Origin of the sequence: Methylobacterium phyllosphaerae (assembly GCF_001936175.1) — a bacterium.
Classification (GTDB): Bacteria; Pseudomonadota; Alphaproteobacteria; order Rhizobiales; family Beijerinckiaceae; genus Methylobacterium; species Methylobacterium fujisawaense.
The window spans coordinates 5,258,098-5,283,656 of sequence record NZ_CP015367.1 but is presented as its reverse complement, the minus strand read 5'-3'; the positions used below and the strand labels follow the sequence as shown (position 1 = coordinate 5,283,656).

The 25,559-nt window shown below is 68.0% G+C and carries 27 protein-coding genes and 1 tRNA gene; 13 read left to right on the top strand and 15 right to left on the bottom strand.

Features of this window, described 5'->3' with window-relative positions; translation table 11 throughout:
• The first annotated feature begins 37 nt into the window (after positions 1–37).
• Together MCBMB27_RS24185 and MCBMB27_RS24180 are read left to right on the top strand one after the other, a co-directional pair.
• A complete protein-coding gene (locus MCBMB27_RS24185) occupies positions 38–712 on the top strand; it encodes a sigma-70 family RNA polymerase sigma factor (RefSeq protein WP_075381456.1) in 675 nt (224 codons plus the stop codon).
• 532 nt (positions 713–1,244) lie between these two features.
• Positions 1,245–1,424 (top strand): hypothetical protein, encoded by a 180-nt coding sequence (locus tag MCBMB27_RS24180; RefSeq protein ID WP_075381455.1) that lies wholly within the window; start codon positions 1,245–1,247, stop codon positions 1,422–1,424.
• A 1,032-nt stretch (positions 1,425–2,456) separates the two neighbouring features.
• Here MCBMB27_RS24180 and MCBMB27_RS24175 read toward each other — a convergent pair.
• The gene (locus MCBMB27_RS24175; protein WP_075381454.1) at positions 2,457–2,801 is read right to left on the bottom strand and encodes a hypothetical protein; all 345 of its coding nucleotides are present in this window, start codon (positions 2,799–2,801) and stop codon (positions 2,457–2,459) included.
• A gap of 181 nt (positions 2,802–2,982) precedes the next feature.
• Between MCBMB27_RS24175 and MCBMB27_RS24170 the strand changes: the two genes are divergently transcribed.
• The 3 genes from MCBMB27_RS24170 to MCBMB27_RS24160 all read left to right on the top strand — a co-directional run bounded on the left by MCBMB27_RS24170 (position 2,983) and on the right by MCBMB27_RS24160 (position 5,229).
• Positions 2,983–3,594 (top strand): PAS domain-containing protein, encoded by a 612-nt coding sequence (locus tag MCBMB27_RS24170; protein WP_043350281.1) that lies wholly within the window; start codon positions 2,983–2,985, stop codon positions 3,592–3,594.
• A 238-nt stretch (positions 3,595–3,832) separates the two neighbouring features.
• Positions 3,833–4,144, top strand: coding sequence for a hypothetical protein (locus MCBMB27_RS24165; protein WP_075381453.1), 312 nt, complete (start codon positions 3,833–3,835; stop codon positions 4,142–4,144).
• Between the two features lie 326 nt (positions 4,145–4,470).
• On the top strand, positions 4,471–5,229 hold the full coding sequence (locus MCBMB27_RS24160) for a BA14K family protein (RefSeq protein ID WP_075381452.1): 759 nt from the start codon (positions 4,471–4,473) through the stop codon (positions 5,227–5,229).
• A 688-nt stretch (positions 5,230–5,917) separates the two neighbouring features.
• On the opposite strand, the gene MCBMB27_RS24155 is transcribed toward MCBMB27_RS24160, so the two are convergent.
• A tRNA-Glu gene (locus MCBMB27_RS24155) sits at positions 5,918–5,993 on the bottom strand.
• A 103-nt stretch (positions 5,994–6,096) separates the two neighbouring features.
• On the opposite strand from MCBMB27_RS24155, the gene MCBMB27_RS24150 reads away from it, so the two are divergent.
• Positions 6,097–7,101, top strand: coding sequence for an RluA family pseudouridine synthase (locus MCBMB27_RS24150; protein ID WP_170861843.1), 1,005 nt, complete (start codon positions 6,097–6,099; stop codon positions 7,099–7,101).
• Between the two features lie 235 nt (positions 7,102–7,336).
• Entirely contained in the window at positions 7,337–8,230 is an 894-nt protein-coding gene (gene rpoH, locus MCBMB27_RS24145; protein ID WP_043350239.1) for an RNA polymerase sigma factor RpoH, read from the top strand.
• Positions 8,231–8,275: 45 nt separating this feature from the next.
• On the opposite strand, the gene MCBMB27_RS24140 is transcribed toward rpoH, so the two are convergent.
• From MCBMB27_RS24140 to hemB, 9 genes are all read right to left on the bottom strand, one after another.
• On the bottom strand, positions 8,276–9,724 hold the full coding sequence (locus MCBMB27_RS24140) for a histidine kinase (protein WP_075381451.1): 1,449 nt from the start codon (positions 9,722–9,724) through the stop codon (positions 8,276–8,278).
• A gap of 279 nt (positions 9,725–10,003) precedes the next feature.
• Entirely contained in the window at positions 10,004–11,296 is a 1,293-nt protein-coding gene (locus tag MCBMB27_RS24135) for an adenylosuccinate synthase (RefSeq protein ID WP_043350287.1), read from the bottom strand.
• Between the two features lie 154 nt (positions 11,297–11,450).
• Positions 11,451–11,741, bottom strand: coding sequence for a hypothetical protein (locus MCBMB27_RS24130; RefSeq protein ID WP_075381450.1), 291 nt, complete (start codon positions 11,739–11,741; stop codon positions 11,451–11,453).
• A 121-nt stretch (positions 11,742–11,862) separates the two neighbouring features.
• Positions 11,863–12,720, bottom strand: coding sequence for a D-amino-acid transaminase (locus MCBMB27_RS24125; protein WP_043381611.1), 858 nt, complete (start codon positions 12,718–12,720; stop codon positions 11,863–11,865).
• Positions 12,721–12,771: 51 nt separating this feature from the next.
• A complete protein-coding gene (purB, locus tag MCBMB27_RS24120; RefSeq protein WP_043381613.1) occupies positions 12,772–14,079 on the bottom strand; it encodes an adenylosuccinate lyase in 1,308 nt (435 codons plus the stop codon).
• A 119-nt stretch (positions 14,080–14,198) separates the two neighbouring features.
• Entirely contained in the window at positions 14,199–14,945 is a 747-nt protein-coding gene (locus MCBMB27_RS24115) for an arginyltransferase (protein WP_043350247.1), read from the bottom strand.
• Between the two features lie 124 nt (positions 14,946–15,069).
• Positions 15,070–15,561 carry an RDD family protein gene (locus MCBMB27_RS24110; protein WP_075381449.1) on the bottom strand — a complete coding sequence of 164 codons (492 nt, stop codon included), beginning with the start codon at positions 15,559–15,561 and terminating at the stop codon, positions 15,070–15,072.
• Positions 15,562–15,671: 110 nt separating this feature from the next.
• A complete protein-coding gene (locus MCBMB27_RS24105) occupies positions 15,672–16,040 on the bottom strand; it encodes a hypothetical protein (RefSeq protein ID WP_075381448.1) in 369 nt (122 codons plus the stop codon).
• On the bottom strand, positions 16,037–17,095 hold the full coding sequence (hemB, locus tag MCBMB27_RS24100; protein WP_075381447.1) for a porphobilinogen synthase: 1,059 nt from the start codon (positions 17,093–17,095) through the stop codon (positions 16,037–16,039). Before hemB ends, MCBMB27_RS24105 begins: the two co-directional genes overlap by 4 nt.
• A 212-nt stretch (positions 17,096–17,307) precedes the next feature.
• On the opposite strand from hemB, the gene MCBMB27_RS24095 reads away from it, so the two are divergent.
• Positions 17,308–17,766 carry a DUF6163 family protein gene (locus MCBMB27_RS24095; protein ID WP_043350256.1) on the top strand — a complete coding sequence of 153 codons (459 nt, stop codon included), beginning with the start codon at positions 17,308–17,310 and terminating at the stop codon, positions 17,764–17,766.
• Positions 17,767–17,926: 160 nt separating this feature from the next.
• Positions 17,927–18,439, top strand: a complete 513-nt coding sequence (gene ldtR, locus MCBMB27_RS24090; RefSeq protein WP_043350258.1) for a transcriptional regulator LdtR — start codon at positions 17,927–17,929, stop codon at positions 18,437–18,439.
• Between the two features lie 3 nt (positions 18,440–18,442).
• Here ldtR and MCBMB27_RS24085 read toward each other — a convergent pair whose 3' ends face one another.
• Complete coding sequence (locus MCBMB27_RS24085; RefSeq protein WP_210274666.1) at positions 18,443–19,045, bottom strand: exopolysaccharide biosynthesis protein; 603 nt, start codon at positions 19,043–19,045, stop codon at positions 18,443–18,445.
• 365 nt (positions 19,046–19,410) lie between these two features.
• Here MCBMB27_RS24085 and bcsS point away from each other — a divergent pair, with 365 nt between their 5' ends.
• Positions 19,411–20,064: a cellulose biosynthesis protein BcsS gene (bcsS, locus tag MCBMB27_RS24080; RefSeq protein WP_236952803.1), complete on the top strand. Its 654-nt coding sequence runs from the start codon at positions 19,411–19,413 to the stop codon at positions 20,062–20,064.
• On the opposite strand, the gene MCBMB27_RS24075 is transcribed toward bcsS, so the two are convergent.
• Together MCBMB27_RS24075 and MCBMB27_RS24070 are read right to left on the bottom strand one after the other, a co-directional pair.
• Positions 20,031–21,635 carry a cryptochrome/photolyase family protein gene (locus MCBMB27_RS24075; RefSeq protein ID WP_075381445.1) on the bottom strand — a complete coding sequence of 535 codons (1,605 nt, stop codon included), beginning with the start codon at positions 21,633–21,635 and terminating at the stop codon, positions 20,031–20,033. The two genes, bcsS and MCBMB27_RS24075, sit on opposite strands and share 34 nt — an antisense overlap.
• A gap of 4 nt (positions 21,636–21,639) precedes the next feature.
• The gene (locus tag MCBMB27_RS24070; protein WP_075381444.1) at positions 21,640–22,374 is read right to left on the bottom strand and encodes an SDR family NAD(P)-dependent oxidoreductase; all 735 of its coding nucleotides are present in this window, start codon (positions 22,372–22,374) and stop codon (positions 21,640–21,642) included.
• A 109-nt stretch (positions 22,375–22,483) separates the two neighbouring features.
• Here MCBMB27_RS24070 and MCBMB27_RS24065 point away from each other — a divergent pair, with 109 nt between their 5' ends.
• On the top strand, positions 22,484–23,347 hold the full coding sequence (locus MCBMB27_RS24065) for a formyltransferase family protein (protein ID WP_075381443.1): 864 nt from the start codon (positions 22,484–22,486) through the stop codon (positions 23,345–23,347).
• A gap of 70 nt (positions 23,348–23,417) precedes the next feature.
• Positions 23,418–23,759, top strand: coding sequence for a hypothetical protein (locus MCBMB27_RS24060; RefSeq protein WP_043350294.1), 342 nt, complete (start codon positions 23,418–23,420; stop codon positions 23,757–23,759).
• Between the two features lie 18 nt (positions 23,760–23,777).
• On the opposite strand, the gene MCBMB27_RS24055 is transcribed toward MCBMB27_RS24060, so the two are convergent.
• Positions 23,778–24,806 (bottom strand): hypothetical protein, encoded by a 1,029-nt coding sequence (locus MCBMB27_RS24055; protein ID WP_075381442.1) that lies wholly within the window; start codon positions 24,804–24,806, stop codon positions 23,778–23,780.
• A gap of 448 nt (positions 24,807–25,254) precedes the next feature.
• On the opposite strand from MCBMB27_RS24055, the gene MCBMB27_RS24050 reads away from it, so the two are divergent.
• On the top strand, positions 25,255–25,545 hold the full coding sequence (locus MCBMB27_RS24050) for a PilZ domain-containing protein (RefSeq protein WP_075381441.1): 291 nt from the start codon (positions 25,255–25,257) through the stop codon (positions 25,543–25,545).
• Positions 25,546–25,559: the final 14 nt, after the last annotated feature.

Sequence of the window (25,559 nt, the reverse complement as noted above, 5' to 3'; positions counted from 1 at the left end):
CGACAATGTTTCCATCCCATCGACACGAGAGCTTCCCGTGCAGCCCGCCGACGAAAAGCGGGATCCGGCCGACGCGTCCGATCCCGTCATCTCGTATGTCCATGCGCAGCTCGGTCATCGGCTGCGGCAATACTACTCAGAGGTCGTGGCGGTTGATGTCGGCTCGCGGCTCGCCGCCGTGCTGGATCGATTGTCCGCGGCCCTCGATGCAGCCGAAGCCGGCGGGCAGGTTCCCGATGCATTCAAGGACGACCTGATCGCGCTGGTGCCGCGTCTCCGGCGGTACGCCTTGTCGCTGACCTTCGATGGAGCCGAAGCGGATGATCTCGTACAGTTCACGCTGCTCAAGGCCTGGGAGCATCGCGAGCGATACGAGCCCGGCACCCGATTGGTCGCTTGGTTATTCACGATCCTGCGCAACGGCTTCATCAACGGGCGGCGCAAGAGGCGCCTCGAGATCGCGGATCCTGACGGCCTCCACGCTGCCACCGTTTCCGAACCGGCCGCGCAGGATCACGCCCTCGGACTGAAGGAGGTTCAGGCCGCCATCGACCGCCTCGAGCCGGCCTATCGCGAAGCGCTCCTCCTCGTCGCCATCGACGGCCTCCCCTACGAGGCCGCCGCCGCGGTGATCGGGTGCCCCGCAGGCACGGTGAAGAGCCGGGTCAGCCGCGCGCGCGACAGACTCCTGCGGGATCTCGGAGAAGCGTGATCGGGGCGCGCTGCCCTTGCCCAGCGACGTGTCGGACCTCGCTCATTCTTCCGGAGCCGGAAACTTGGGCCGCGAGAAAGGTCAACGTTCCAGAACAGCCGTGCCGCATGCAATGCCGCATGCAATGACGTCCCTCGACGGTCGCGCGGACGCCTGTCCGCGAGGCGTGGCGATCATTTGAGGAGTGCAACAAGCGACAGGAGGCCGCCCGACGATCCGCCGACAGGGGACCGACTGGCCCGGGCGGCGCGCTGCGCAATGGCCGGCGCGGCGGCATAAGGTTGAGCCTGCGTAGGGAATGCGGGGCCAAACTCCGCCACCGTCGTTTCGGAACGTCCCCGATATTCCCGCCAATCGCAGACGGAAGACCCGGCGGTGATCGCGGATGCGAGCGCCGTGCGCAATCCGACACCGGCCATCGCGGCGTCAATCCATCTTTTGATGAGGACGCGGGGGTTTGGTTTTGCTGGTAAGGCGCCGTTGTCGCTGACCGCATCCACCGGACATTCCGTCTTCCGCCCGAGGAACCTCGATGCATGCGATCGGTACGAGGCCCGAACACGCCATCCCCATGGACCAGATCGCTCCCGTCGCGTCCTCTCGCACCCGCAAGAAGCCTCATCCGGCTCTCGTCGTCGCGTCGATGGCTCTGGCTGTCGGGCTCTGGTTCGTCATCTACGCGGTATCCGGCCGCCTCATCTGGTTCTGGTAACGGAGCCGCCGCGGAGCCGGACGTCCATGGTCGCCCGCCCATTCGGAACAGGCAGCGATAACCGGATCGCCTTCTCCAGCGCCGCAAATTCCGTGATGCCGTTTGAAGACGCGGCGCGGCTGGCTCGGATCGGCCAGTCAATCGGATACCTCGAACGACGCCTTCCTTGAACGGCGGCCTGGTGAGCCCCTTGCTGGGTCAGCCCGGGTTCCTCGATCCGTATGATCGCGATCATCGCTTTTCCGAGGCAGTTGATCCATTTCTGATGCGGGCGTCTCTGACTGAGTTCGAGGCCTTCCGACCAAAGCTGGCGCGCGCGACATCGGCCGACGGATCGTAGGGCGGCTGGCGTTGGCCTGAAGGGGGGGGCGGAGGGAACTCTTGGCTCCTCACGACGCCCAACAACGGACACGCCGAGTCCAACAAAGCTGCCACCGTCCTCCTGTTACCCGATGAATCGATCCGCCATGCAGGTCTTCGCGGTATCCGAAAGGCTGCTGAAGCCTGTGGCGCCCACATGATCCATATGAGCCTAACGCAAAGCTTTGAAAGCCGATCTATAATCCAGAATGACCGGGCGACAGAGGTGCGGCACTGTATTATCTGAAACAGCGCCGCCATGCATCCGGCACCTCCTGGAATCCTCCAATACGACCGCCAAGACATTATGGTCGCCACGAAACCCATCACCGCACGCAATCGATATTCATACGACTACAAAGTCATTGATTTTACGCCTAAAACGGTTTTGCGACCACGGGAATGGGATTAATCGGCTCTATACTGCGGAGTTAAATCGCATGACAGTCCGCAATACGTTCTAGCGATGCGTCGAGATATGTTACGCGGCCTCTCGTCCTCGTCCTTCCTGTCGCCTTCCCCACACCGGACACCTAGGGCGATCCTTGTGCGAGGGTTGTGTCAGGGGGGTCCGGTCTCGCGACTGGGACACGCCTCGCATCTCTCGGCGCGTGCCGTCAGTTCAACCTATTCATGAGCGAAAACCGGCCGCTCGGCCCCGCGCGAGTCTGCTCACGAGGCGGAAGAGCGTCCGATCAAAGCCTCGGTCTCCTCAGCCGCGTCCTGGACGAGCAGCAGGAGCCGACGGCGTTCTTCGGGATCTCGGATACGCCTGTAGGCGTACAGCAGCGCCTCGCACTGCTGATCGAGCTTAGCGCCATCCGTGGCGCTGTAAGTTCGCGCATTGGCCGCGTCGGGAGCGTAAAGGACGTCGGGTTGAACCTGAAGCGCCCCCGCGATGCGGGTCACGAGACGCCTTGCGTCATCGCCGGCCGAGGCTGCGGAGCGGCTGTCGCTGCGATTATCCCAGGAACCATCCGACCCGGCCTTCGCTTGAAGCGGCATCTTCTGTCCCATCGCTCGCTCCGCGCTGGCGCGAAAAACGCCAGTTCGGCTGCTTCTTACCACAATCCGTGCCGTATCCGGCACCAATTACACGCTCCGGTTGATATTGTTCTCGATATCGCTTGAAGCCAGTGTGAGTGCTTTTATACATTCGCAACTGAAGGTTGGTCCCGCAGCAATCGTGAGCGTCTCGGTGCCGAAGCTCAAGCTCGTTGACATCCAGACTCGCCCCACTGCATTGCAGCAGGCGTTGGACGCCGTCGAGGTGGCCGGCACCTGGGACTGGGACATCGTCTCGGACTCGGTGCGTGCAGACACGTTCGTGGCATTGATGTTCAACGTCGATCCGGACGCCGCAGCCACAGGCGTTCCGCTATCGGCGTTTGTGGACGGCATGCATCCGGATGATCAGGAGCATGTCCACGCCTTGATCCGCCGCAGCATCGACGAAGACACCCCTTTCGTTGCCGAGTACAGGGTGCTTTCGGCTGATGGTGTTACGCGATGGGTTCTCGACCGTGGCTATACCGTTCGCGACGCATCGGGGCGTCCGATCCGGGGACGGGGCATCATCATCGATCTGACGCGGTCGCGCACCGGCACGAGAGCGGCGACGGGCGGTGAGTTGCACCCACTCTGCATGCCACCCTTAGAACGAGCAGCCGAACTCCTTTTGGCCGCGCAGCAGTCTCTCGCGCAGTTGCAGGATCCGAATCTGAAAGCACGCGCGGATGCGCTGCTGTTGGAGGTCGGGCGCAAGCTCGCTCAGCAGGAGCTTCAGGCTCGGCGCCGGCACATGAATTAAGTGCGCGTCTGATGGCTTGCTTGGGTCAGGATACTTGAACCCACAAGCGGTGAGCCGACAGCAACGCGGCCCGGGATGGGATCGCAGGGGGTGGTTACGCCGGGGCGCCGGACTCGGACGCACGGGCGTCCCGAACCGGCAGCACACACGCACACCTGCCTCCGTCGGGTGAGCCTTGAAGCGACCAATGGCCCGCTCGCACGTTGTCCGGGTCAACCGCCGTATCCCGGATTGCCCCATGCTCGCCCGATCCGCACTGCTCTTCATCGTCATGACGACGGGCGCGCAAGCCGCCGCCTTCGACGACCTGAAAGGCTACCTGGCATCCTGCCTGCGGTTCGAGATGAGCGGCGCCGGCGCGCACCGCGGCGGTCCCCTCGCGTCGAAGGTGAGGGATGCGTTGGATCGATGCTCCGACGATGTCGCGCGCTTCGAACGAGCGGATGGGCGTCGTCTGCGTGGCGATGGTGGGATCAGCCCGTCGACCAAGGAGGTGATCCGGAGCGTCGTGGGTGGCGGTGGCGGCAGTATCCGCACCGTCCGGTACTGAGGGAACGGGTCTCGGTGAGAAGACTGCCGACGCGCGTGAGAGGCCCGCGCCGGTGAACCGGGCGGGTCTTCCCAGACCCGAAGCTCAGGTGGCGAGAACGAGCGGATCCCTGATCAGAGCTATCACGATACAGCGCAATAAAATGCCCGGTGCGGCCAGGACTGCGGGGCTGAAATGGCGAAGGGTAACCGGGCCGGGACAATCGCACGCCCCCGATCATCGGTCGGATCGACCAGCGATCTGGTCGCAGGACAAAAGGAAGCGGGATTGGCCGCCGCTGGCGCGACGTTGATCCAGATAGACTCAACACAGCGAGCGTGGCGACCATGAACCAGACGGTCACAGCGATTGCATCGGCAATCCTCGCCGGCGCCCTCTTGGCGGCACCCACCGGTGCCCGGGCACAGGCCGGCGGCAGTTTCGCCAACCAAGGCTTCGGCAGCCACAACTTCGGGGCCGCAGCCGCCGGTGGCGGCGGCTTCAGCAATCAGGGCTTCGGCAATCACAACTTCGGAGCTGCAGCGGGTGGCGGCGGCTTCGCCAATCGGGGCGTCGGCAATCACAATTTCGGAGCTGCAGCGGGCGGCGGCGGCTTCGTCAACCAGGGCTTCGGCAATCACAATTTCGGAGCCGCGGCGGCCGGTGGTGGTGGGTTTGCCAACCGGGGCTTCGGCAACCCTCATCTCGGCAGGCCAGGCGTCGGCCACGGGTTCCCCAATCGCGGGCTCGCCCATGACCTCGGCGCCCACCGCGGTTACGGCCTGCATCGGCATTACGGCGTGAACCGAGGCTTCTACGGAAGTCCCTACGGATACGGCTACGGACGACGCGGATATGGTCTCGGCGGGCTCGGCCTTGGAGTGGCCGTGGGAGGCCTCTACGGCGGATACGGTTATCCGGGATACGGCTACGGCTATGACGTCGGATATGGCGGCGGCTACGCTCCGGTCACCTATGGCTACGACGACGTCGATTCGGATCGCACCATCGGTGATGACCGCTACTGCGCGCGTCGTTTCCGGTCCTACGATCCGCAGACCGGGACCTATCTCGGCCGGGATGGACGGCGCCATCGCTGCCGCTGATCAGGGGAGCACGCGCGAGGAACGGAACCGTCTGTGCCGTGCAGACAGGGGACGGTTCCGTTTTCGAGCTTTCATTCGGGGATGACGGGTCGGACGAGCACGTCCGGATCAAGCTCAAGCTGCGACCGAGCGAAAGCCCTGCACAGCCATTCACCGCGGGGTCCAAGGTGGTCTGGCACGGGAGTGTTCACCCGGAAGCGTTTGCACCGCCCAGCCGCATGCGCAGCGCCGCCTGTGGACCCGAACGCTTACGCTCGCACTGGGACGAATGGCCGAAGCCGCTGGCTAATGCGGCCACGCGCTTGCTGATGCCGCAGGCCACCGGCAGGGAGCCAGCGATCGCGCGGCGAGCGGCGGGCCTTCACCCCTCCCGCTTGCGCACGTCCTGCAGGATAGAGCGATCGCGCATCAGGTCGGCGACCTGCCGCCCGACCCGCCAAATTCTCGGCATATCCCTGACGACGAACTGCGTCTTTGAGCGATGGAACGTCGGCACGGCCACAAGGCCTGCGACAGGCGACCGCGGCTAACGCGCCGAGCGCGGCTGCACGCACGAGGCGTAGCAAGCACGGATTGCTGACATCGCGTGGAAAGGCTTCGAGGCGGGACAGCGCGGCCCGCTGGAGTTGCGGGCTCGGGCACCCACCATGGGGTGAAATGCTGCCAACATTTATGAAAAATGCGCCGGTGGCGCTCCCAAGGGGAATCGAACCCCTGTTTTCGCCGTGAGAGGGCGACGTCCTAGACCGCTAGACGATGGGAGCTTTCCGGCGGCGCGGGGGTGCTATAGCCACGACCCGGCGGCGGAGCAAGAGCCTTCGTCAGGAAATCCGCCTCGGCGGGTCAGATCGGGCGCGGACAAGGATCGTGGTGGACAACGGAGACGTCGAAAAAGCCGGGATCGTGGCCGAGGGAGGCGTGCGGCTCGATCGAGCGCTGGTCACGCTGTTCCCGGATCTGTCCCGGGCCCGATTGCAGGACCTGATCCGCGCAGGCCATGTGAAGCGGGACGGTCTCCCGGCGCGCGATCCGGCCGCCAAAGTTGCCGCCGGCGCGTCCATCATCCTCACCGTGCCGCCTCCGGCACCGGCCGAGCCGGTGGCCGAAGCCGCAGACCTGCCGATCGTCTACGAGGATGACGATCTGATCGTCATCGACAAGCCGGCCGGCCTGGTGGTCCACCCGGCGCCGGGCCACGAGAGCGGGACGCTGGTCAACGCCCTCATCGCCCATTGCGGGGCCAGCCTGTCCGGGATCGGCGGAGTGCGCCGCCCCGGCATCGTCCATCGCCTCGACAAGGACACGAGCGGCCTGATCGTCGTCGCCAAGAACGACGCGGCGCATCAGGGCCTCACCGCGCAATTCGCCGATCACGGCCGGACCGGGCCGCTGGAACGCGCCTACGCCGCATTGGTCTGGGGCCTGCCCCAGCCGCGGGCGGGGACGATCCGGGCCAGCCTTGCCCGGTCCCGGTTCCATCGGGAGAAGATCGCCGTCGTCTCCGACGACAGCGGCCGCCATGCGGTCACGCATTATGCCGTCGCCGAGTCCTATCGCGAGGCTACCCTCGTGCGGTGTCGCCTGGAGACGGGTCGCACGCATCAGATCCGCGTGCATCTCGCCCATCGCGGACATCCCCTGCTCGGGGACACGGTCTACGGAGGTGCCTTCCGCACCAAGGCGGCCCGCCTGAGTCTGGAGGCGCGTGCCGCTCTAACGGCCCTGGGACGGCAGGCGCTCCACGCGGAACTGCTCGGCTTCAGTCACCCGCGCACGGGTGAGACGCTGCGCTTCGAGAGTGCGCTGCCGACCGACATGACTGCCCTGATCCTGGCACTCCGGGCCGACGCAGGCGACCCGGCGCGCCTGTAACCGCCCCTTGCGGCGTGCGAAAGAACACCCCGTACCGCGTCACATCGTGACATGGTACGATCAAAATCGCCGGTGGCGCGTTGTTGGCGACGTGGGTGTCATCGACCGTGACCGGCTCCCCGGCGACCCGCATGAGATGGGTGGCCGGCAGGGTCGGCTCAAGAGCGGCCCGAGTGGACGGCACTGTTGTCCGTCGCGTCCGCCCGGCAGGGGGACACAGGTTCAGGAGAAAGCCATGGCCGGTACGCTTCCCGTGCTCGCCAACGAAGGTGGCCTTTCGCGCTACCTCGACGAGATTCGCAAGTTTCCGATGCTGGAGCCGTCGGAGGAATTCACCCTCGCCAAGGCCTGGCGTGATGCCGGTGACCGCGAAGCGGCGCATCGCCTGGTGACGTCGCACCTGCGCCTCGTCGCCAAGATCGCCATGGGCTATCGCGGCTACGGCCTGCCGATCGGCGAGGTCGTGTCGGAAGGCAATGTCGGCCTGATGCAGGCGGTCAAGCGCTTCGATCCCGACAAGGGGTTCCGTCTCGCCACCTATGCCATGTGGTGGATCAAGGCAGCGATCCAAGAATACATCCTGCGGTCGTGGTCTCTGGTGAAGATGGGCACGACGGCCAACCAGAAGAAGCTGTTCTTCAACCTCCGCAAGGCGAAGGGACGGATCTCCGCCCTCGATGAGGGCGATCTGAAACCCGACCAGGTGTCGCAGATCGCCACGCGCCTCGGCGTGCCCGAGCAGGACGTGATCGACATGAACCGGCGTCTGTCCGGTGACACGTCGCTCAACGCGCCCCTGCGCGAGGAGGGCGAAGGTGAGTGGCAGGACTGGCTCGTGGACAACAGTCCGAGCCAGGAGACCGTGCTCGCGCGCGAACAGGAGGGCCAGAACCGCCTTTCCGCGCTGAAGGACGCCCTCGGTGTCCTCAACGCCCGCGAGCGGCGCATCTTCGAGGCGCGACGTCTCGCCGAGGATCCGATCACGCTGGAAGATCTTTCGGGCGAGTTCGGCGTCTCCCGCGAACGCGTTCGTCAGATCGAGGTGCGGGCCTTCGAAAAGGTGCAGGAAGCGGTCAAGCGCAACATTGCCAGTCGCGAGCTGCCGCGGACCGGCATTGAAGCCCGCTGACAGCAGGTCCCCGGCGTAACTGAGCGCCGGGAACGATCCCGTTCATCACTGCCAGGCGTCGAAGGCGCTCTGCATGACCTGGGCGCCGGCGGTCCCTTTCTCGAAGGTCAGCACCGCCCGGCGACCGGAGGTGTAGCGCAGCGCGATGTCGAACCAGTTCCGATGCAGGAGCAGGTCGGTGTTGCGCTCCACGTCGTTCTGCAGCGACGACAGGCCGATCAGGAACAGGTTGTCGCGGACACGGACCGGCAGGCCCGAGACTGGCGAACCGCGGGCGCTCTGCTCATCCTTCGCTTGCAGCAATCCGACATCCTGGACCGTCCGCGCGGTGCCGCTGCTGCCGGTCTGGCTGAACGCAAGGCTCACCGTGTGGGAGGCCGGCAACGTCGTGTCGAGGTTGCGCTGGATGGTCATCACCAGCGTCAGCCCAGCCTCCGGAACGGTCACGGTCGCGACGACGGCGTTCTGAACCGGCTGCCCCTGCTCCCCGTTCACCGTCTCCAGGCGCCACGTCACCCGCCCCTGCGTGACGGTCGGCTGGCTGCTTTCTGCGCCGGCCCCTTCCTCGACGAGTTCAGCCCTCTGGGCGACCGAGACGCCCGCCTCGGCGGGTGGCGCGTTGGTCCGAGACGGGGCAGCACCGTCCGCGCGCGCAGGCGCCTTCGACACCGGCGCTGCATCGCCACCGACCCGATCGCCGAACTTGGACTCGGCCTCGGACTGCTGAGAATCCGCAATCTCCGCACCGCTGGATGGCAGATTCTGTGGGCGGTCGCGCAACAGGAAGGCCGCGACGGCGATCAAGCCGATCACGACCGCAAGGACGCTTCCGACAAAGACGTTGCGCAGCACGCGGGAGCGCCCGGCTCGGAGCGGCACCACCTCGATCCGCGGGCGCTGACGGCCCGATCCGACGTCTGCGGTGGCCTCGCCGGCGTCCTGCTCCTCGACCGAGGATCGAGCCGAAGCCGCCGCCTCAGGGGGTAGCCCTTCGGGCGCAGCAGCGGCGGAGGCGCCCGGGCGCCTCGAGGTGATCGGGATCGGTGCCTCGCGCGGTCCGGACTCGGATGCGGGATCGCTATCCCGACCCGGAACTGCGAACGGCGCCTTGGCGGCAGGAAGCACCGGATCGGGCTTCGACGCGACGCTCGGCTCAGGGGGAGACGGTTCGGGGATCTCCGGCTCCGGCTGCACCGCCGGCGCGACCGCGATGGGCTCGGAGACGACCGGTGCAGGCGCCTGTCCCGGAGAGGCCTGAACCGCATCGTTGGCCGGCGCCGGCAGACCGCCGTGGTCGACCTCGAGCCGTTCGATCGCGGCGTCGAGGGCGCGCCGCTCGAGATCGATGTCCGCCTCGGAGAGCGGCGGGTCGAGGGAGCGCAACTGGCTGATGAGCGCGTTGCGCGCACGGTCGTAGACCGCCTTGCGCAGAGCGGGCGTTCGATCCGGTAGCGCATCGAGCGCGCGCGCCAGAAGCGGATAGTAATCGGCCATAATACCCTGGTCCGCCCCTTCGGCCGCCGTCCGGCAACGCCGGTCGAAGGCCGGGGACCGATGGCCGCTCCCGCCGGACAGGTCCGGTCGCGGCCGTCGGCCGGTTTGTCGTATTCCGCCGCACGGATCGGTGCCCGCACGCCGGTTGCGCCGCATACGGCGGATCATTCGCGAGAATGAAGGCCCGACCGCCAGCCCGTTCTAGATCAAGCCTGCGCGGACTGGATACAGGCAGCGCAGCCGGAATCACGCGTCGTCAACGGGATAGCGCGCGACGCGTCAGTCCTCGAACGGGTTGTGCATGAGGATCGTGTCGTCCCGCTCGGGGGAGGTGGACAGCAGGGCGACCGGCGCCCCGATCAACTCCTCGATCCGGCGGACATACTTGATCGCCTGCGCCGGCAGGTCCGCCCAGGATCGTGCGCCTGCGGTCGTCTCCGACCAGCCCGGGATCACCTCATAGACCGGTTCGACCCGCGCCTGAGCGGCTTGGCTCGCCGGCAGATGGTCGATCGGCTGCCCGTCCAGCATGTAGCCCGTGCAGACGCGGATCTCCTCGAAGCCGTCGAGGATGTCGAGCTTGGTCAGCGCGATCCCGTGAATGCCGGAGGTCCGGACCGTCTGGCGCACCAGCACGGCGTCGAACCAGCCGCAGCGGCGCTTGCGCCCGGTGTTGACGCCGAACTCGCGGCCGCGGCTGCCGATGGTCTCGCCGATCTCGTCGAACAGCTCGGTTGGGAACGGCCCCTCGCCGACCCGGGTCGTGTAGGCCTTGGCGATGCCCAGCACGTAGCCGATCGCACCCGGGCCGAGGCCCGAGCCCGTCGCCGCCTGCGCGGCCACGATGTTGGAGGACGTGACGAACGGATAGGTGCCGTGATCGACGTCGAGTAGCGCGCCCTGCGCGCCCTCGAACAGGATGCGCTTGCCGGCCCGCCGCTCCTCGTCGAGCAGCGCCCAGACGGTGTCGGCGAAAGGCAGGATCTTCGGCGCAATGGCCTTCAGCTCCGACAGCAGCGCCTCGGCATTGACCTCGTCGATCCCGAGGCCGCGCCGCAGGGCGTTGTGATGGGTCAGCACGCGCTCGATCTTGGCCGGCAAGGCGTCGGGATCGGCAAGATCGACGACCCGGATCGCCCGGCGCCCGACCTTGTCCTCGTAGGCCGGCCCGATACCACGCTTGGTGGTGCCGATCTTCAAGCCGGCATTGGCGGTCTCGCGGAAATGATCCAGCTCCCGGTGGAGCGGCAGGATCAGCGTGGCGTTGTCGGCGATCCGCAGGGACGCGGGGGAGACCTCCACACCCTGGGCCTTGATCCGGTCGATCTCGTCCACGAGATGCCAGGGATCGACCACGACGCCGTTGCCGATGACCGAGAGCTTGCCGCCGCGGACCACGCCCGACGGCAGCAGCGCCAGCTTGTAGGTGACGCCGTCGATGACGAGCGTATGGCCGGCATTATGCCCGCCCTGAAACCGGACGACGATGTCGGCCTGCTCGGAGAGCCAGTCGACGATCTTGCCCTTGCCTTCGTCGCCCCACTGGGCGCCCACAACGACGACGTTGGCCATGCCTGCCTGCTTACCCGCGACGGAAACCGGGACGGCGCCGCCCACGGGTGCAGGCGGCGCACGTCGTGTGCCGTTTCCGCGATCCAGCCAGCGAAATCAAGCAAGACACCGCACGGGCGACCCGTTCTGCGGTCCGGCGATAGGCCCGGCGCGGCTACTTGGCCTCGGTTCCGGGCGTCCGGCCCGGGAGTTCGTGCGGCTTGATGACCGGCATGGTCCCGGACTGATCGGGCTTCACCACGGTCCCGGTCGTCCCGGAATCCGGTGGCTTGATGACCCCGTCGTTCTTTTGAAGCTTGTCGCTGAGCGACTGATCCTGCGGCGGCGCATCCGCGTTCGGGCGCACGCGCTCGGGCGGCGTCGGAGATGGGCTGGTGGTCTGAGCATAGGCGGGCACCGCCGCCAGGGTCGCCGCGAAGGCGGCGATCAGGGTCTTCTTCGGCATGAGAGCCTCCCCGGTTCGGGATACGAATTCGGGGAGGAACAGTCGGAGACGGAATCCGTTCCTGCGGGCCTGGAAGGCCGGAGGGTCCACCTGCGGACGGTATCCGGCCAACCGATGGGCTTCAGCCCCGACGCGCGGCCTCGATGTACAGGTCCCGCAGGCGCCGGGTCAGCGGCCCCGGACGCCCCTCGCCGATGGCGCGGCCGTCGATCTCGATGACCGGCATCACGAAGGCCGATGCGCTGGTGTAGAAGGCCTCCTGTGCCGCGTAGGCCTCCTCGACCGGAATCAGCCGCTCCTCGATCCGCAGATCCGCCTCCTGGGCGAGGCGCAGGACCGACGCCCGGGTGATGCCCGGCAGGAGCGCCGTGGAGAGCGGCCGGGTGACGAGCACGCGGTCGCGGCTGACGATGAACGCGGTCGAGGACGACCCTTCGGTCACCGCGCCATCCTCGACCATCCACGCCTCGGCGACGCCGGCCTCGGCCGCCTGCTGCTTGGCGAGCACCTGCGCCAGCAGGGCCACCGATTTGATGTCCCGCCGCTTCCAGCGCAGATCCTCGACGGTGATCACCCGGGCGCCGCTCTCGACAAGCGGGTTGGCGAGCACGGTCTTGGCCTGCGTGAACATCATCACGGTAGGCTCGGTGCCGGCCTTCGGGAAGGCGAAGTCGCGCTCGGCCACGCCCCGGGTCACCTGCATGTAGACCAGCCCCTCGGTGACGCCGTTGCGGGCGACGAGTTCGGTCTGCAGGCGCTCCCAGCTTGCCGCATCGTGCGGGTTGCGGATGCCGATCTCACCGAGGGAGCGGTCGAGGCGGGCGAGATGCGCGGCGTTATCGACGAGCTTGCCGTCGATGATCGCCGAGACCTCGTAGATGCCGTCCGCGAACAGGAAGCCGCGATCCATGATCGGCACGCGCGCCTCCTCGTAGGGGAGGAACTGGCCGTTGAGATAGACGATGCGGGGAGCGGTCACGGAGAGCTGTCCTGTGTTCGTCGCGGGCCCAAGCAGGATCGTGCGGGATGCTCAGCGGTCGCCGAACACCCGCCCGAAAATCGTGTCCACGTGCTTGAAGTGGTAGTCGAGATCGAAGCACGCCTCGATCTGTTCGGGCGCGAGCGCTGCGGCGACCTCCGGGTCCGCCTTGAGCAGGGCCAGGAAATCGCCCTCGCCGCGCCAGACCGGCATCGCGTTGCGCTGGACCAGCCGGTAGGAATCCTCGCGGGACACGCCGGCCTGGGTGAGCGCGAGAAGCACGCGCTGCGAGTGGATCAGGCCGCCGAGCCGGTCGAGGTTCTTCTGCATGTTGGCCGGGTAAACCAGCAGCTTCTCCATGACCCCGGTCATGCGGGCCAGAGCGAAGTCGAGGGTCACGGTGGCGTCGGGGCCGATCATCCGCTCGACGGAGGAGTGCGAGATGTCGCGCTCATGCCAGAGGGCGACGTTCTCCAGCGCCGGGGTGACGTAGCCGCGCACCATCCGGGCGAGGCCTGTGATGTTCTCGGTGAGGACCGGGTTGCGCTTGTGCGGCATGGCCGAGGAGCCCTTCTGCCCCTCGGAGAAGAACTCTTCCGCCTCCAGAACCTCGGTGCGCTGCAGGTGCCGGATCTCGATCGCCAGGCGCTCCAGGGACGAGGCGACGACGCCGAGGGTGGCAAAGAACATCGCGTGCCGGTCGCGCGGGATCACCTGGGTGGAGACCGGCTCGGCGGTCAGGCCCATCTTCTCGGCAACGTACTGCTCCACCCGCGGGTCGATATTGGCGAAGGTGCCGACCGCCCCGGAGATGGCGCAGGTGGCAACCTCCTCGCGGGCCGCGACGAGGCGGCGGCGGTTGCGCTCGAACTCGGCATAGGCCTGGGCCAGCTTCAGCCCGAAGGTGACCGGCTCGGCATGGATGCCGTGCGATCGGCCGATGGTGGGGGTCAGCTTGTGCTCGAAGGCCCGGGTCTTGAGGGCGGCGAGGAGCGAATCGACGTCGGCGATCAGGATGTCGGCGGCGCGCACCAACTGGACGTTGAGGCAGGTGTCGAGCACGTCCGACGAGGTCATGCCCTGGTGGACGAAGCGCGCCTCCGGACCGACGATCTCGGCGAGATGGGTGAGGAAGGCGATGACATCGTGCTTCGTCACCGCCTCGATCGCGTCGATGCGGGCGACGTCGAAGACCGCGTCCTTACCCTTGGCCCAGATCGTCTCGGCCGCCTCCTTCGGGACGACGCCGATCTCGGCGAGCGCCGTGGTGGCGTGGGCCTCGATCTCGAACCAGATCCGGAAGCGGCTCTCGGGCGACCAGATCGCCGTCATCGCGGGGCGGCTGTAGCGGGGGATCATGGGGGCCTCGGCACGGTCCGTATTGCGTGCGAGGCCGGTAGCATGCGCCGGCCCGGCCGCTCAATGCGCATCGGCCATGACGGGACGGCAACGGATGTGGACCGTCGGCAACAGCGGGATCAGTCGATCCGCACCCAGCCCTGGCCCATCAGGCGCTCCTGCGGGCGGAAACGGGACTTGTAGTCCATCTTCCGCGACCCCTCGACCCAATAGCCGAGATAGAGATACGGCAGGCCGAGCCGTTGGGCCCGGCGGATATGGTCGAGGATCATGAAGGTCCCGGGGGAGCGCGCGGCTTCGGCGGGATCGTAGAACGAGTACACCATCGACAGCCCGTCGGAGAGGACGTCCGTCAGGCAGAAGGCGAGCGGCGGCCCGGAGCCGCGGCCGGTGACCGCCGTGTCCGGCCCGTGCCGCCGGTACGACACCAGATGGGTGTCGACGTGGCTGTCCTCGACCATCATGGCGTAGTCGAGCACGGTCATGTCGACCATGCCGCCGTCGCCGTGGCGGGCGTCGAGGTAGCGGCGGAACAGGGCATACTGCTCCGAGGCGGGCCGGTTCGGCTCCGGCGTGCCGATCCAGTCGGCGCTCCGCGCCAGGATGCGTCTCTGGCTGGCGCTCGGCACGAATTCATCGACCACGACACGCACCGAGATGCAGGCGCGGCAGGTCTCGCAGGCGGGACGGTAGGCGATCGTCTGCGAGCGACGGAAGCCGCCCTGAGTCAGGATCTCGTTGAGGTCGCGGGCGCGCCGCCCGACCAAGTGGGTGAAGACCTTCCGCTCCTCCTGTCCCGGCAGGTACGGGCACGGCGAGGGGGCCGTGAGGTAGAATTGCGGTGTGTCGCGCGGATGGCTGGTCACGCTTCTCACAGGCCCTGCGCCGGGTTCGTCCTCTCGGCGCCGGCATGTCAATGTACAGGCGACCGGCCGAGGCTCAATGGCCCGACCGGTCGCACCGTCAGATTTTCATCGCCGGGTTCGACGCTCAGCGGGCGTGGACGACGGCGAGGCCGAGCAGCAGGTCGTGACCGAGACGCCGGTCCGACCGCACCAGGCCGAACGCGATGTCGACGCACCAGAGCAGGAAGGTCGAGATCGCCACGTAAAACAAAAGCGCGTGGACCGCGGCCGTGATCACGTCGACCCGCGCGCCGCTCTCGGGTGCGATGGTGCGCAGGCCCATCAACCGCTGGCCGATCGTGCTCTGCTTCGACCCGCCCACCGTGATCGCGCTATAGATGATGCCGCTCGCCGGCAGCACCGCGAACAGGGTCCAGCCGAGGCCGAACGTGACCACGCCGATCACGGTGATCAGCAAAGTCAGCAGGGCCGTGAAGCCGAAGATGAACAGGATATCGAGGAGATAGGCGACCGTCCGGCCGCCGAGACTCGCCCGCACGAACGGAACCGGCAGCGACGCCGCATAGCCGGGTGCCGTGTCGAAGCGCTGCGCGTATCCGGGTTGGGGGTTCTGCATGATGTCGCGTCCTGCCAGCGAGGCTGCGGGCGAGAAGGTGGGTGCGCGCCGCTCAGGCCGCAAGAGGATGCGTTTGCCCGGCCTCGGCTTCGCGCTGCTGCAGGACTGCCTTACCGTCCGGCCGGGTCGCCGGCCGCGGCGTCCGGCGTGTCGAGATAGAATCGCCTCAGCATGTAGAGCGCGGGCCCCGACAGGGTCGTCCCCTCGGTGGCGAGGGCCACGAGGGTCGTCCCGGCATCGAACCGGCAGGTCAGCCAGTGCGGCCGGGTCCCGTCGGAATAATCGACCCGCACCGAATTCGCCGTCGGTCCCGGCGCCGCTCGCAAGAGCCGGATCCCAGGTTGCGGCGCCACGGCCGGCAACGCCCGCCGGCAGGTGGCGACGCGATCCCGGCGCAGGGTGTCCTGACAGGCGGCGAGCCCGCCGAGAAAGCCGGCGACGACCGCGGCCCCGAGGAGCCAGCGGTGCCCGCGTGTCACGGATGGCTGCGCAGGCGCTCCGCGACCCGCGGCGCATGGTAGGTGAGGACGCCGTCGGCTCCGGCCCGTTTGAAGGCGAGGAGCGCCTCGACCATCGCGCGGTCGCCGTCGAGCCAGCCGTTCCGGGCGGCCGCCTCGATCATCGCGTACTCGCCGGACACCTGGTAGGCGAAGGTCGGGACCTGGAACTCGTCGCGGACCCGGCGGATGATGTCGAGATAGGGCAGGCCCGGCTTGACCATCACCGAATCGGCGCCCTCTTCGAGGTCGAGGCGGACCTCGCGCAGGGCCTCGGACGAGTTGCCCGGATCCATCTGATAGGTGCGCTTGTCGCCCACGAGGGCGGCCTTGGTGCCGATCGCGTCGCGGAACGGCCCGTAGAACGCACTGGCATACTTGGCCGCGTAGGCCATGATCTGCACGTCGAGGAACCCCGCCTTGTCGAGGCCGGCGCGGATCGCGCCCACGCGCCCGTCCATCATGTCGGAGGGGGCGATGATGTCGGTGCCGGCCTCGGCCTGGATCAGGCTCTGTTCGACGAGGACCGCGACGGTCTCGTCGTTGAGGACCGCGCCGTCCTTCATCAGGCCGTCATGGCCGTGGCTGGTGTAGGGATCGAGCGCCACGTCGGTCATGATCCCGACCTCGGGCACGGCCCGCTTCACGGCCCGCACCGCCCGGCAGACGAGATTGTTGGCGTTGAGCGCCTCCGAACCGGTCGGGTCGCGCAGCGCCACATCCGTGTAGGGGAAGAACGAGATGGCCGGAATGCCGAGGCGCGCCGCGCGCTCCGCGTCGCGGACGACCTCGTCCACCGAGAGCCGCTCGACGCCGGGCATGGAGGCGATCGGCTCGCGCCGGCCCTCGCCCTCGATCACGAACATCGGCCAGATCAAATCGTCGACCGTCAGGGTATGCTCGCGGACCAGCCGGCGCGACCATTCCGATTTTCGGTTGCGGCGCGGGCGCTGGGTGATCTTGAGACCCTCCACGCGGGCGCCCTCGCGGGCGGCCTCCACGGCGAGAGGGCGCGGCTCTGGCAGGGTGTCTGACATGCGGCTTCGCTACCGTTCGCGCGGACCACGCCGCGGATCGCGCGGCGCCCCTGCGCCGGAGGCGTTCGACTACCACACCGGACCTGTGCGGCGAAACCCGACCGTTGACGCAGGACGGCGGAACGGCTTCAACCCGGCGCGTTGCGTTCCCGAAGACCAGGATCCTGTTCCCTATCCATGAGCCGGCCCATCATCTCCGCGAGTCACCGATAGTGCCCGGCTATTTTCCGATCCGGCGCAGGACGCCCCGGCCCGGGGGGATCCCCAGCGACCGGATCGAGCGCGTCCAGGGGCCGGCACCCGGCACGTGGGATACGGTGCTGATCTGGTTCATGCGGCTCACGGCCCTCGTCTGGCTGCTCAAGAGCGTCTTCGCCTGGGCGACCATCCTCGACATCGTGCCGGGTGTCCGCCCCTTCGAGGCCGAGCCCTTCGGCCGCCAATCCGCCATCGTCTACTTCGCGGTGATCGATGCCGCCGCGGCGATCGGCCTGTGGCTGACGAGCGCCTGGGGCGGCGTCATCTGGCTGCTCGCCGTCACGTCGGCGATGACGCTGGCGGTTCTGACACCGCAACTCTTGCCGTTATCGGTGCCGCTGCTCGTATTCGGGGGCTGCGTCGTGACGTTGTACTTCCTGCTGTCCTGGCTGGCGGCGCAGGAAGCACGGTGAACGAACCGTTCTTATCTTCATTCAGTTTGTCTTTACCGCGAAGAGTAAATCGCGAATTCATCCTGTCGCTTAAATCGCCTTTCATTCCCGAGCCCTAGCTTAGCCATCATCAACGGCGCCGCATCGAACGGGTGCCGGATCATCGGATGGCGAGGCAGAGATGAAGACCCAGAACGCCCGAGTCGCGCAGATCGAAGCTCCCGAGGAAGGCTTGGGCGCGAAGGGCTCCTACCTGGAGGCGCTCCACCTCGTGGAACGGCTGCACCGCCGCCTGCTCGACGTGATCAAGGACGAGTTCGAGCGCCGCGGCCGCGAGGACGTCAACAGCGTCCAGGCGCTGCTACTGTACAACATCGGCGACAAGGAACTGACCGCGAGCGAGCTGCGGACCAAGGGGTACTATCTCGGCTCCAACGTCTCCTACAACGTGAAGAAGCTGGTCGAGGCGGGCTACCTCCACCATGCCCGCTCGAAGACGGACCGGCGCTCCGTGCGGATCAGCCTGACCGACAAGGGCCGTCAGGTCCACGAGATCATCCAGGGGCTGTACGACAAGCATGCCCGGACGATCACGCCGATCGGTGGGATCTCCGAGGACGATTTCGCCCGCCTGAATCAGGCGCTCGGCCGCCTGGAGCGCTTCTGGACCGACCAGATCCGCTACCGCCTCTGAGGCTCAGAGGTTGAGGAGCCCGGCAACCCCGGCGATCACCGCATAGGCGAAGCCGGCATTGATGGCGACGCCGAACACGCCGATGACGAGGCCGCCCAGCACGACGAGACCGTCGCGCTCGACGAGGCCGAGCCCGACCAGGCAGACGGCGAGACCGAGCGGGATCTGCCCGACGATGGGCGCGGCCACGATCAGCGCCAGCGCCAGGGCCAGCAGGACGATCCCCATGCCGCGCATGCCGAGCGCGGTCTCGAAGACGCTGACGCGGGGGCGCGACCAGCGCTCCAGGCGGCGCAGGATCGGCACCGCGCGGGTCACAGCGCGCCGGACATCCGTCAAGGCGATGGAGCGGCCCAGCAGCATCCGCGGCAGCCACGGTGCCGACATGCCGGCGGCGATCTGGATCGCCACGAGCAGCAGGAGCAGGCCGCAAATCAGTGGGATCGGCGGCGGCATCGGCAGGCAATTCGGCAGCCCCAGCAGGACCACGAGCAGCGCGAAGGCGCGATCCCGTAGGACCGCGACGATGTCGCCCACGGTGAGGCGCTCGCCCTCCTGGCTCGCCAGCACGGTGAGGACGTCCGACGTTCGTGCACCGGAGGTCAAGGATCTGCCAACCTTCGCTAACCCGCGGGGGCTCTAGCCGAGAACATCTGGCACGCCAAGCACGGCGGATTCGCGACAGCGCGATGGCGGCCGGCAGGTGGCCGCGCACCGCGCCGCGCCCGGCAGCCCGGCCAAGCATTCCCAAAGTCACAGCGCACGCCGGCGGACATGCGGCACGCTTTTGCCGGGCTTCCGGATCATGGCGCCAACAAATCCGGGGATGCCATCGCGCCAATCGATGCAACACGGTTAATTTTATCCTAATCTGATCCTTCCAGGCCGGAGGATCGACCGTGCAAAGCTATCGCACAGCCCCAAAGATCCACACGCGAAGGCCAACGGCTCTGATTGTTCTGGCAGGCATCGTGGGTTTTGCTTCAACGGCACACGCCAGCGAGATCGACACGCTGCTGTTCGGCAGCCTCGACGCGGGCGGCGACACGTTCCTGACCCTCGGCGCGAAGGTCGGCCTTACTTCTCTCGCGCAGGAGGGTTTCGTCGCGCTGGCGACCGTCGGCGGCGGACGGCGCGCGGAAAGCGGCGCGGACGGTCCCCGCGCACGGTACACCGTCGCCGCTGCCGCACTCGCCGGGCATCAGTGGTTTTTCGACTGGGGGGTGGTTGCGGCCTATGCCGGCCTCGAGACCACGAGCGAGATGCTGATCGCAGGGCCGACACGCGACGCCCTGCCGACCCGCTTCGGCCTGCGCCTGCACGGCGAGGTCTGGGCACGTCCGACCGCTGCGACGCTGCTTCAGGCGACCGCCGTCGCGGGCTCGGCCCGGGACAGTCTCTGGGCGCGCCTCGCCTGGGGCTATCGGCTCTGGGAGACCTATCTCGGCCCCGAGGCGGCGCTCTACACCGACGCGACCGGCTACGCGAAGTGGAGCCTCGGCCTGCACGGGACCGACTTCGCCCTCGGCCGGTACAGCCTCCGCGCGTCGGTGGGCCTTCAGACCGAGTCGCGCCGGGCCCGGGCTTGTCCCTACGTGACGCTGTCGGTCTGGTCGCCCCTCTGATCGGCGCTCGGCCGGGCCTCGAGGGCATCGAGGAAGGCGGCCGCGTCGCGGCGGATCTCGGCGCGGCGCTTGTCGCCGAATCCGCGCAGGGTCCGGTACGGCATCGCCAAGCGCTGATTGCCAGCCAGCCGCTCCTCGTTCTCGATCAGGAAGTTCCAGTAGAGATAGTTGAACGGACAGGCCTCGGGCCCGGACTTGACCTTCACGTCGTAGGCGCAAGACGCGCAGTAATCGGACATCCGGTCGATATAGGCGCCCGAGGCCGCATAGGGCTTGGAGCCCATCACGCCGCCATCGGCCCACAGAACCATGCCGTGAACGTTGGGCAACTCGACCCATTCGTAGGCGTCGGCGAAGACGATCAGGTACCATTCCTCCACCTGCGCCGGGTCGAGGCCGGCGATGAGGGCGAAGTTGCCGGTCACCATCAGGCGCTGGATGTGGTGGGCGTAGGCGTGGGCGCGCGTCTCGGTGACCACCTGCGCGACGCAGTTCAGCGCCGTTTCCCCCGACCAGTAGAACCACGGCAGGTCGCGGCGCGCGCCGAGGGCATTGGTGTCCCGGTAGGCGGGCATCCGCGCCCAGTAGAGGCCGCGCACGTATTCCCGCCAGCCGAGGATCTGCCGGATGAAGCCCTCGACGCAGTGGAGCGGCGCCGCACCGTCGCGGTAGGCGCGCTCGGCCGCCCAGCAGACCTCCTCGGCGGTGAGCAGGCCGGCGTTGAGGGCGGGCGACAGGAGGGCGTGGTACAGGAACGGCGCGCCGGTCTTCATTGCGTCCTGATAGTCGCCGAAGGTCGGAAGGGCCTCGGCCAGGAAGTGCCGGAGCGCCGCGAGGGCGTCGGCCCGGGTCACCGGCCAGGAGAAGCCGGAGAGATCGCCGAAATGGTCGCCGAATTCCGCCTCGACGAGGGCGATGGCCTCGCGCGTCACGGAATCGGGCTGGAAGCCGATCCGGTCCGGCGGACGATGCCCCTTGGGCAGGCGCTTGCGGTTCTCGGGATCGTAATTCCAGCGGCCGCCGGCGGGCTCGCCGCCATCCATCAGAAGGCCGGTCCGACGCCGCATGCCCCGGTAGAAGGTCTCCATCCGCAGGTGATGCCGGCCGTCTGCCCATTTCGCGAAATCCTCACGCGGACACAGGAAGCGGTTGTCGGCGCGGATCTCGAGCGGCATCGGCAGGCTCTCGCGCCAATCCTGCATCATTTCCCAGACGCGCCACTCGCCCGGTTCGGTGACGACGATCCGCTCCGGCCGGTGCCGCGCGACGGCGCGCTCCAGTTCGCCGGTGAAGCTACCGGTATTGCCCGCCTCGGTGAGGCGCACGTAGTCGACGGTGATCCCCTCCGCCTCCAATTCGGCCGCGAAGTGGCGCATGGCGGCGAACAGGAAGGCGATCTTCTGCTTGTGGTGGCGGACATAGGTCGCCTCGTCCCGGACCTCGACCATCAGCACCACGTCGCATTCGGGGTCGAGGTCGACGAGGCTCGAGACCCGGCGCGTCAGCTGATCGCCGAGGACGAAGCGCAGCGTGCCGCGCGGTGCGGCGGCGCCGCGGCGTTTTCCGGCCATCGTCTCAGCCCTTGGTTCGGAGGGCGGAGCGGCCGCCATCCACGCCGATGACTTGGCCGGTGATCCAGGCCGCCTCCTCGGAGACCAGGAAGGCGGCCAGGGCGCCGACATCCTCCGGACGCCCGAGCCGTTGGAGGGCATGCATGGCCGCAATCCCCTGCGCGAGGGTCTCGTTGCCGGTGATCCCCGCAGCGAGCGGCGTGCGCGTCAGCGAGGGCGCCACGACGTTGATACGGATCTGGGGCGCGAGTTCGGCCGCCAGGGACAGCGCCAAGCCCTCGACGGCGCCTTTCGCCATGGCGACGGAGGCATGCGCGGCAAAACCCTGCGCCACCGCCACCGTCGAGAACAGGACGATCCCGGCCCCCGCCGCGCCGGCACCGGCCTTCAGCGCGCCCGCGGCGGCCTGCACCGCCGAGAAGGCGCCGAGCGCATTGATCGCGAAGTCGCCCTCGACATCCGCCCGCGTCAACCGATTCAGCGGTCGCAGATTGATGGTGCCGACCGCGTAGACCAGCCCCGCGAGGTCCGGGCCCGCCGCCTCGGTCACGGCGGACGCGAAGTCCGGATCGGTGACGTCGCCCGCGGTGATGCGCGTCTCGCCCAGATCCTCGGCGACCTTAGACAGGCGATCCGCGTCCCGGGCAGCGAGATGCAGGGCGTAGCCTCGGGCGCGGAGGGCACGCGCCGTAGCGAGACCAATGCCTCCGGTTCCGCCGTAGATGATCACCCGACGCACGCCGAACCCCTTGCTACCCGCATTGGCCCGATCAAGGTAAGGCGAGGGACGCTCCCGGGCAGACGGCGGATCCGCGCCCTCCACGTGCACAAGGTCGCAGGCGGCAAGGATGAAGTTCGCGTTCGCCGGCATCGACTTCCTCGGCGGAGTCTTCGAGGGACTGCTGGATGCCGGCTGGACGCCGGTGAAGCTGTTCACCCGCCCCTGTGACGGGATCTACGACCACAACGAAGTCATCGTCGCCCGCGCCCGGGCGCTGCGGCTGCCGATCCAGCTGTCGCGGATCCGCGAACGGGATATCGAGGCGCTCCAGGCCGAGCACGGCCGGGATTGGACGCTCGTGGTCGCGGGATATCCCTGGCTCATCAAGGGCTGGAAGGGCCGCGCCGCCTACGGCCTCAACATCCACCCCTCCCCGCTTCCGACGGGCCGCGGCCCCTACCCGCTGTTCCGCGCCGTCCTCGACCGCTACGAGAGCTGGGGCGTCACCGCCCATGTCCTTGCCGACGGCTTCGACACCGGCGACATCCTCGCGCAGGATATTTTCGGCTTGAGTTCGCACGAGAGCCACGAGACCCTGCTGGCCAAGTGCCAGATGGCGGCCCGCCGTCTCGCCGCGGGCCCGCTCGGCCGTGAACTGCCCGCACGATGGCGGAGATCCGAGCCGCAGGGCGACGGCTCCTACTGGCCCCGTGCCACCGATTTCGACCGGACGCTCGATTTCCGGCAGGATGTCGCGACGGTCCTGCGCCGGGTGCGGGCCTTCGGCACGGTCGAGACGATCGCGCGGCTGGGAGATGCCCGGGTGTTCGTGGCGGAGGCCCAGGGCTGGCCGGAACGCCACGCGCACACGCCCGGGACGGTGGTGCACCGCCACCGCCGCCACGTCGTGGTCGCGGCCCTCGACGGCTACGTTCAGCTGACCCGCTGGTCGCCGGTGCCCCTCGCGGAAGCCGGGCAGGTCGGCCGCTGACCGACGCCGACCGGGAACCGAAGCGCGAACCCTGATGTTTCCGGCGGCCCAGGACATTACGGAGTCCGACATGTCGACACGCGCCAGCCTCGCCGCAGCCCTCGGGTTTGCCGCGCTGTTCACCGGCTCCGCCTTCGCGCAGGCGGTGATCGTGACCCCCGACGAGTTCGGCCCCGACGACGACGTGGTGGTGCGCGACTACATCGTGCGCCGACCGGTGGGGCCCGGGCCGATCGTCGGATCGATCCCGCTGCGTCCCGGCAGCATCGTGCCGCCCGACGTGCGTCTGGCCCCGTTCACCGAGGCCCCGAATCCGCGCCTGCGGCGCTTCGGCTACTTCGTGGCGCCGGGCGACAAGATCGTGGTCGTCGACCCCGAGACACGTGCGGTGGTGCGAATCCTCGATCGCTGACGCTCCGCGGCGCGCGGCTCACCAGTCGCTGAGCGCCGCGCGCTTCCAGCGATCGGGCGCGACGCAGCGGTACTCGTAGGCCTCGTCCCAGGCGTGGTCCCCCGGGATGCAGGGTGCGCGGCTGCTCGCGGGCGGCCGCGGCTGTGTCTCGCGGAAAGAGGCGGCCTCGATCTGCCCGGTGTCGCTGACGCGCAGGACCGGTCCGGCTCCCGTGCCGTAGACCAGATCGCGCCCGTCGAAGCCGAGGCTGCGGGAGAAGCCGCCGTCGCGGTTGCCGTCGAGCCCGATCGCCTGTCCGGCCGCGAGCAGCATCGGCACGCCGGTAAACCGCGCCGCGGCAGCGTCGATCCCGATGCCGTAGGTCCCCTCCCCCTGGAACGAGATCGCCCGGTCGGTGATGGATCCGGTGAGATTGCCCATGAGGATGCCGTAGCCGGTATGGGCCCCCGGCACGCCGCCGGTGGAGATCTGCAGACCGACCCGCTGGCGGTTCCGATCCGTCGTCGGCGATTGCGCCGAGACGTCGATCTCGGCGCCGATGCATGAGGCCACGGGGTCGGCCTCGTCGGTCATGTCGACGCAATTGAAGTTGGCGGCCCAGGACGGCCCCACCGGCCCCAACCCGTTCGGTTCCTTGAAGATCGTGCCATTGACGGCGACGTTCTGTGCCCCGGTGCTGGCGAGGGCGCGATTGTGCAGTTCGCCCGTGATCGTCCATTCGTAGCCGGCATTGTGCGGGCCGGTGGAGCCGAGCGCCCAGATCGCCTTGTAGGTGTGGGTGGCCTCACCCGACCCTTCGGGCACGTGCCGGTCGACCCGAAGGGTCGAGACCGGATCGAAGGCCTGCGGCCGGTTCCAGAGGAAGACGTGGCCGCCGTCCAGCCCCGGCACGCCGGTTCCCTGGACGCTCCGGGAGAAGGTCGGCAGCCAAGACTGATCGGGGACAGGCGCGGCTGACGGCGGCCGTCCGGGTGCCTCGGCGGCGCCGGAAAGCGGCAGACCGGCCGCGATGCTGGCCAGCAGGACCAAGCCAGGGCGGATGCGCATGATCGTCTCCGATATCCGTACGGCACGGCCGCGCCCGGGACCGGACGGGCGGCCGCCCCTCGGTGCGAGATAGGCTCTGCCAAGCGTCGCGGCGACATCAGCCCCGATCGACCGGGCGAGTTGCGGATTCGGTGCCTGGATCCCGATGTGATCTGATGCAGGCCGGATTTCGCCACCGGTTCGGACCCATGAAAGCCCTTCGTCTCCTGCGAATCTGGCTCCTGTTATCGATCCCGCTGGGCCTCCTGGTCGGCAGGTTCATCAAGGTCGGCAAGGGACCGCCATCGCCCGGAAAGGGCCCGCGGTGATTATGCGAACTCCCACCGATAGACGCGCCACGTCTTGTCCTTCTGCCGGACGATCGGGGACCATCAATCATCTATTAGTAAATACCGCGCATTTTTACTGATATCGCGCCCATCAACGGATCCAGGCAGGAACCTCGGCCGTGTCCCGCACCGCACGCCCTTACAGCGCCCTGGCGGAGCGACGGGCGACCGAGCGGAAGCCCACCGCCCTGCTGGCCTTTGCTCAGCAACGGGACGGCGCGCGTTATCCGTGTCAGGTCAGAAACATCTCCGATCGCGGCGCGATGTTGGAGTTCCTCGGCCAGCAGGCGGCGCTGCTCGAGAACTCGTTCGATCTGGTGTTGACGAGTTCAGAAACGCGGCATGCGGTTCGCCTGATCTGGCGGACGGAGCAGACGGTCGGCGTGGCGTTCAGTCCGGATTCCGATTGAGGCACGCGCCGTCC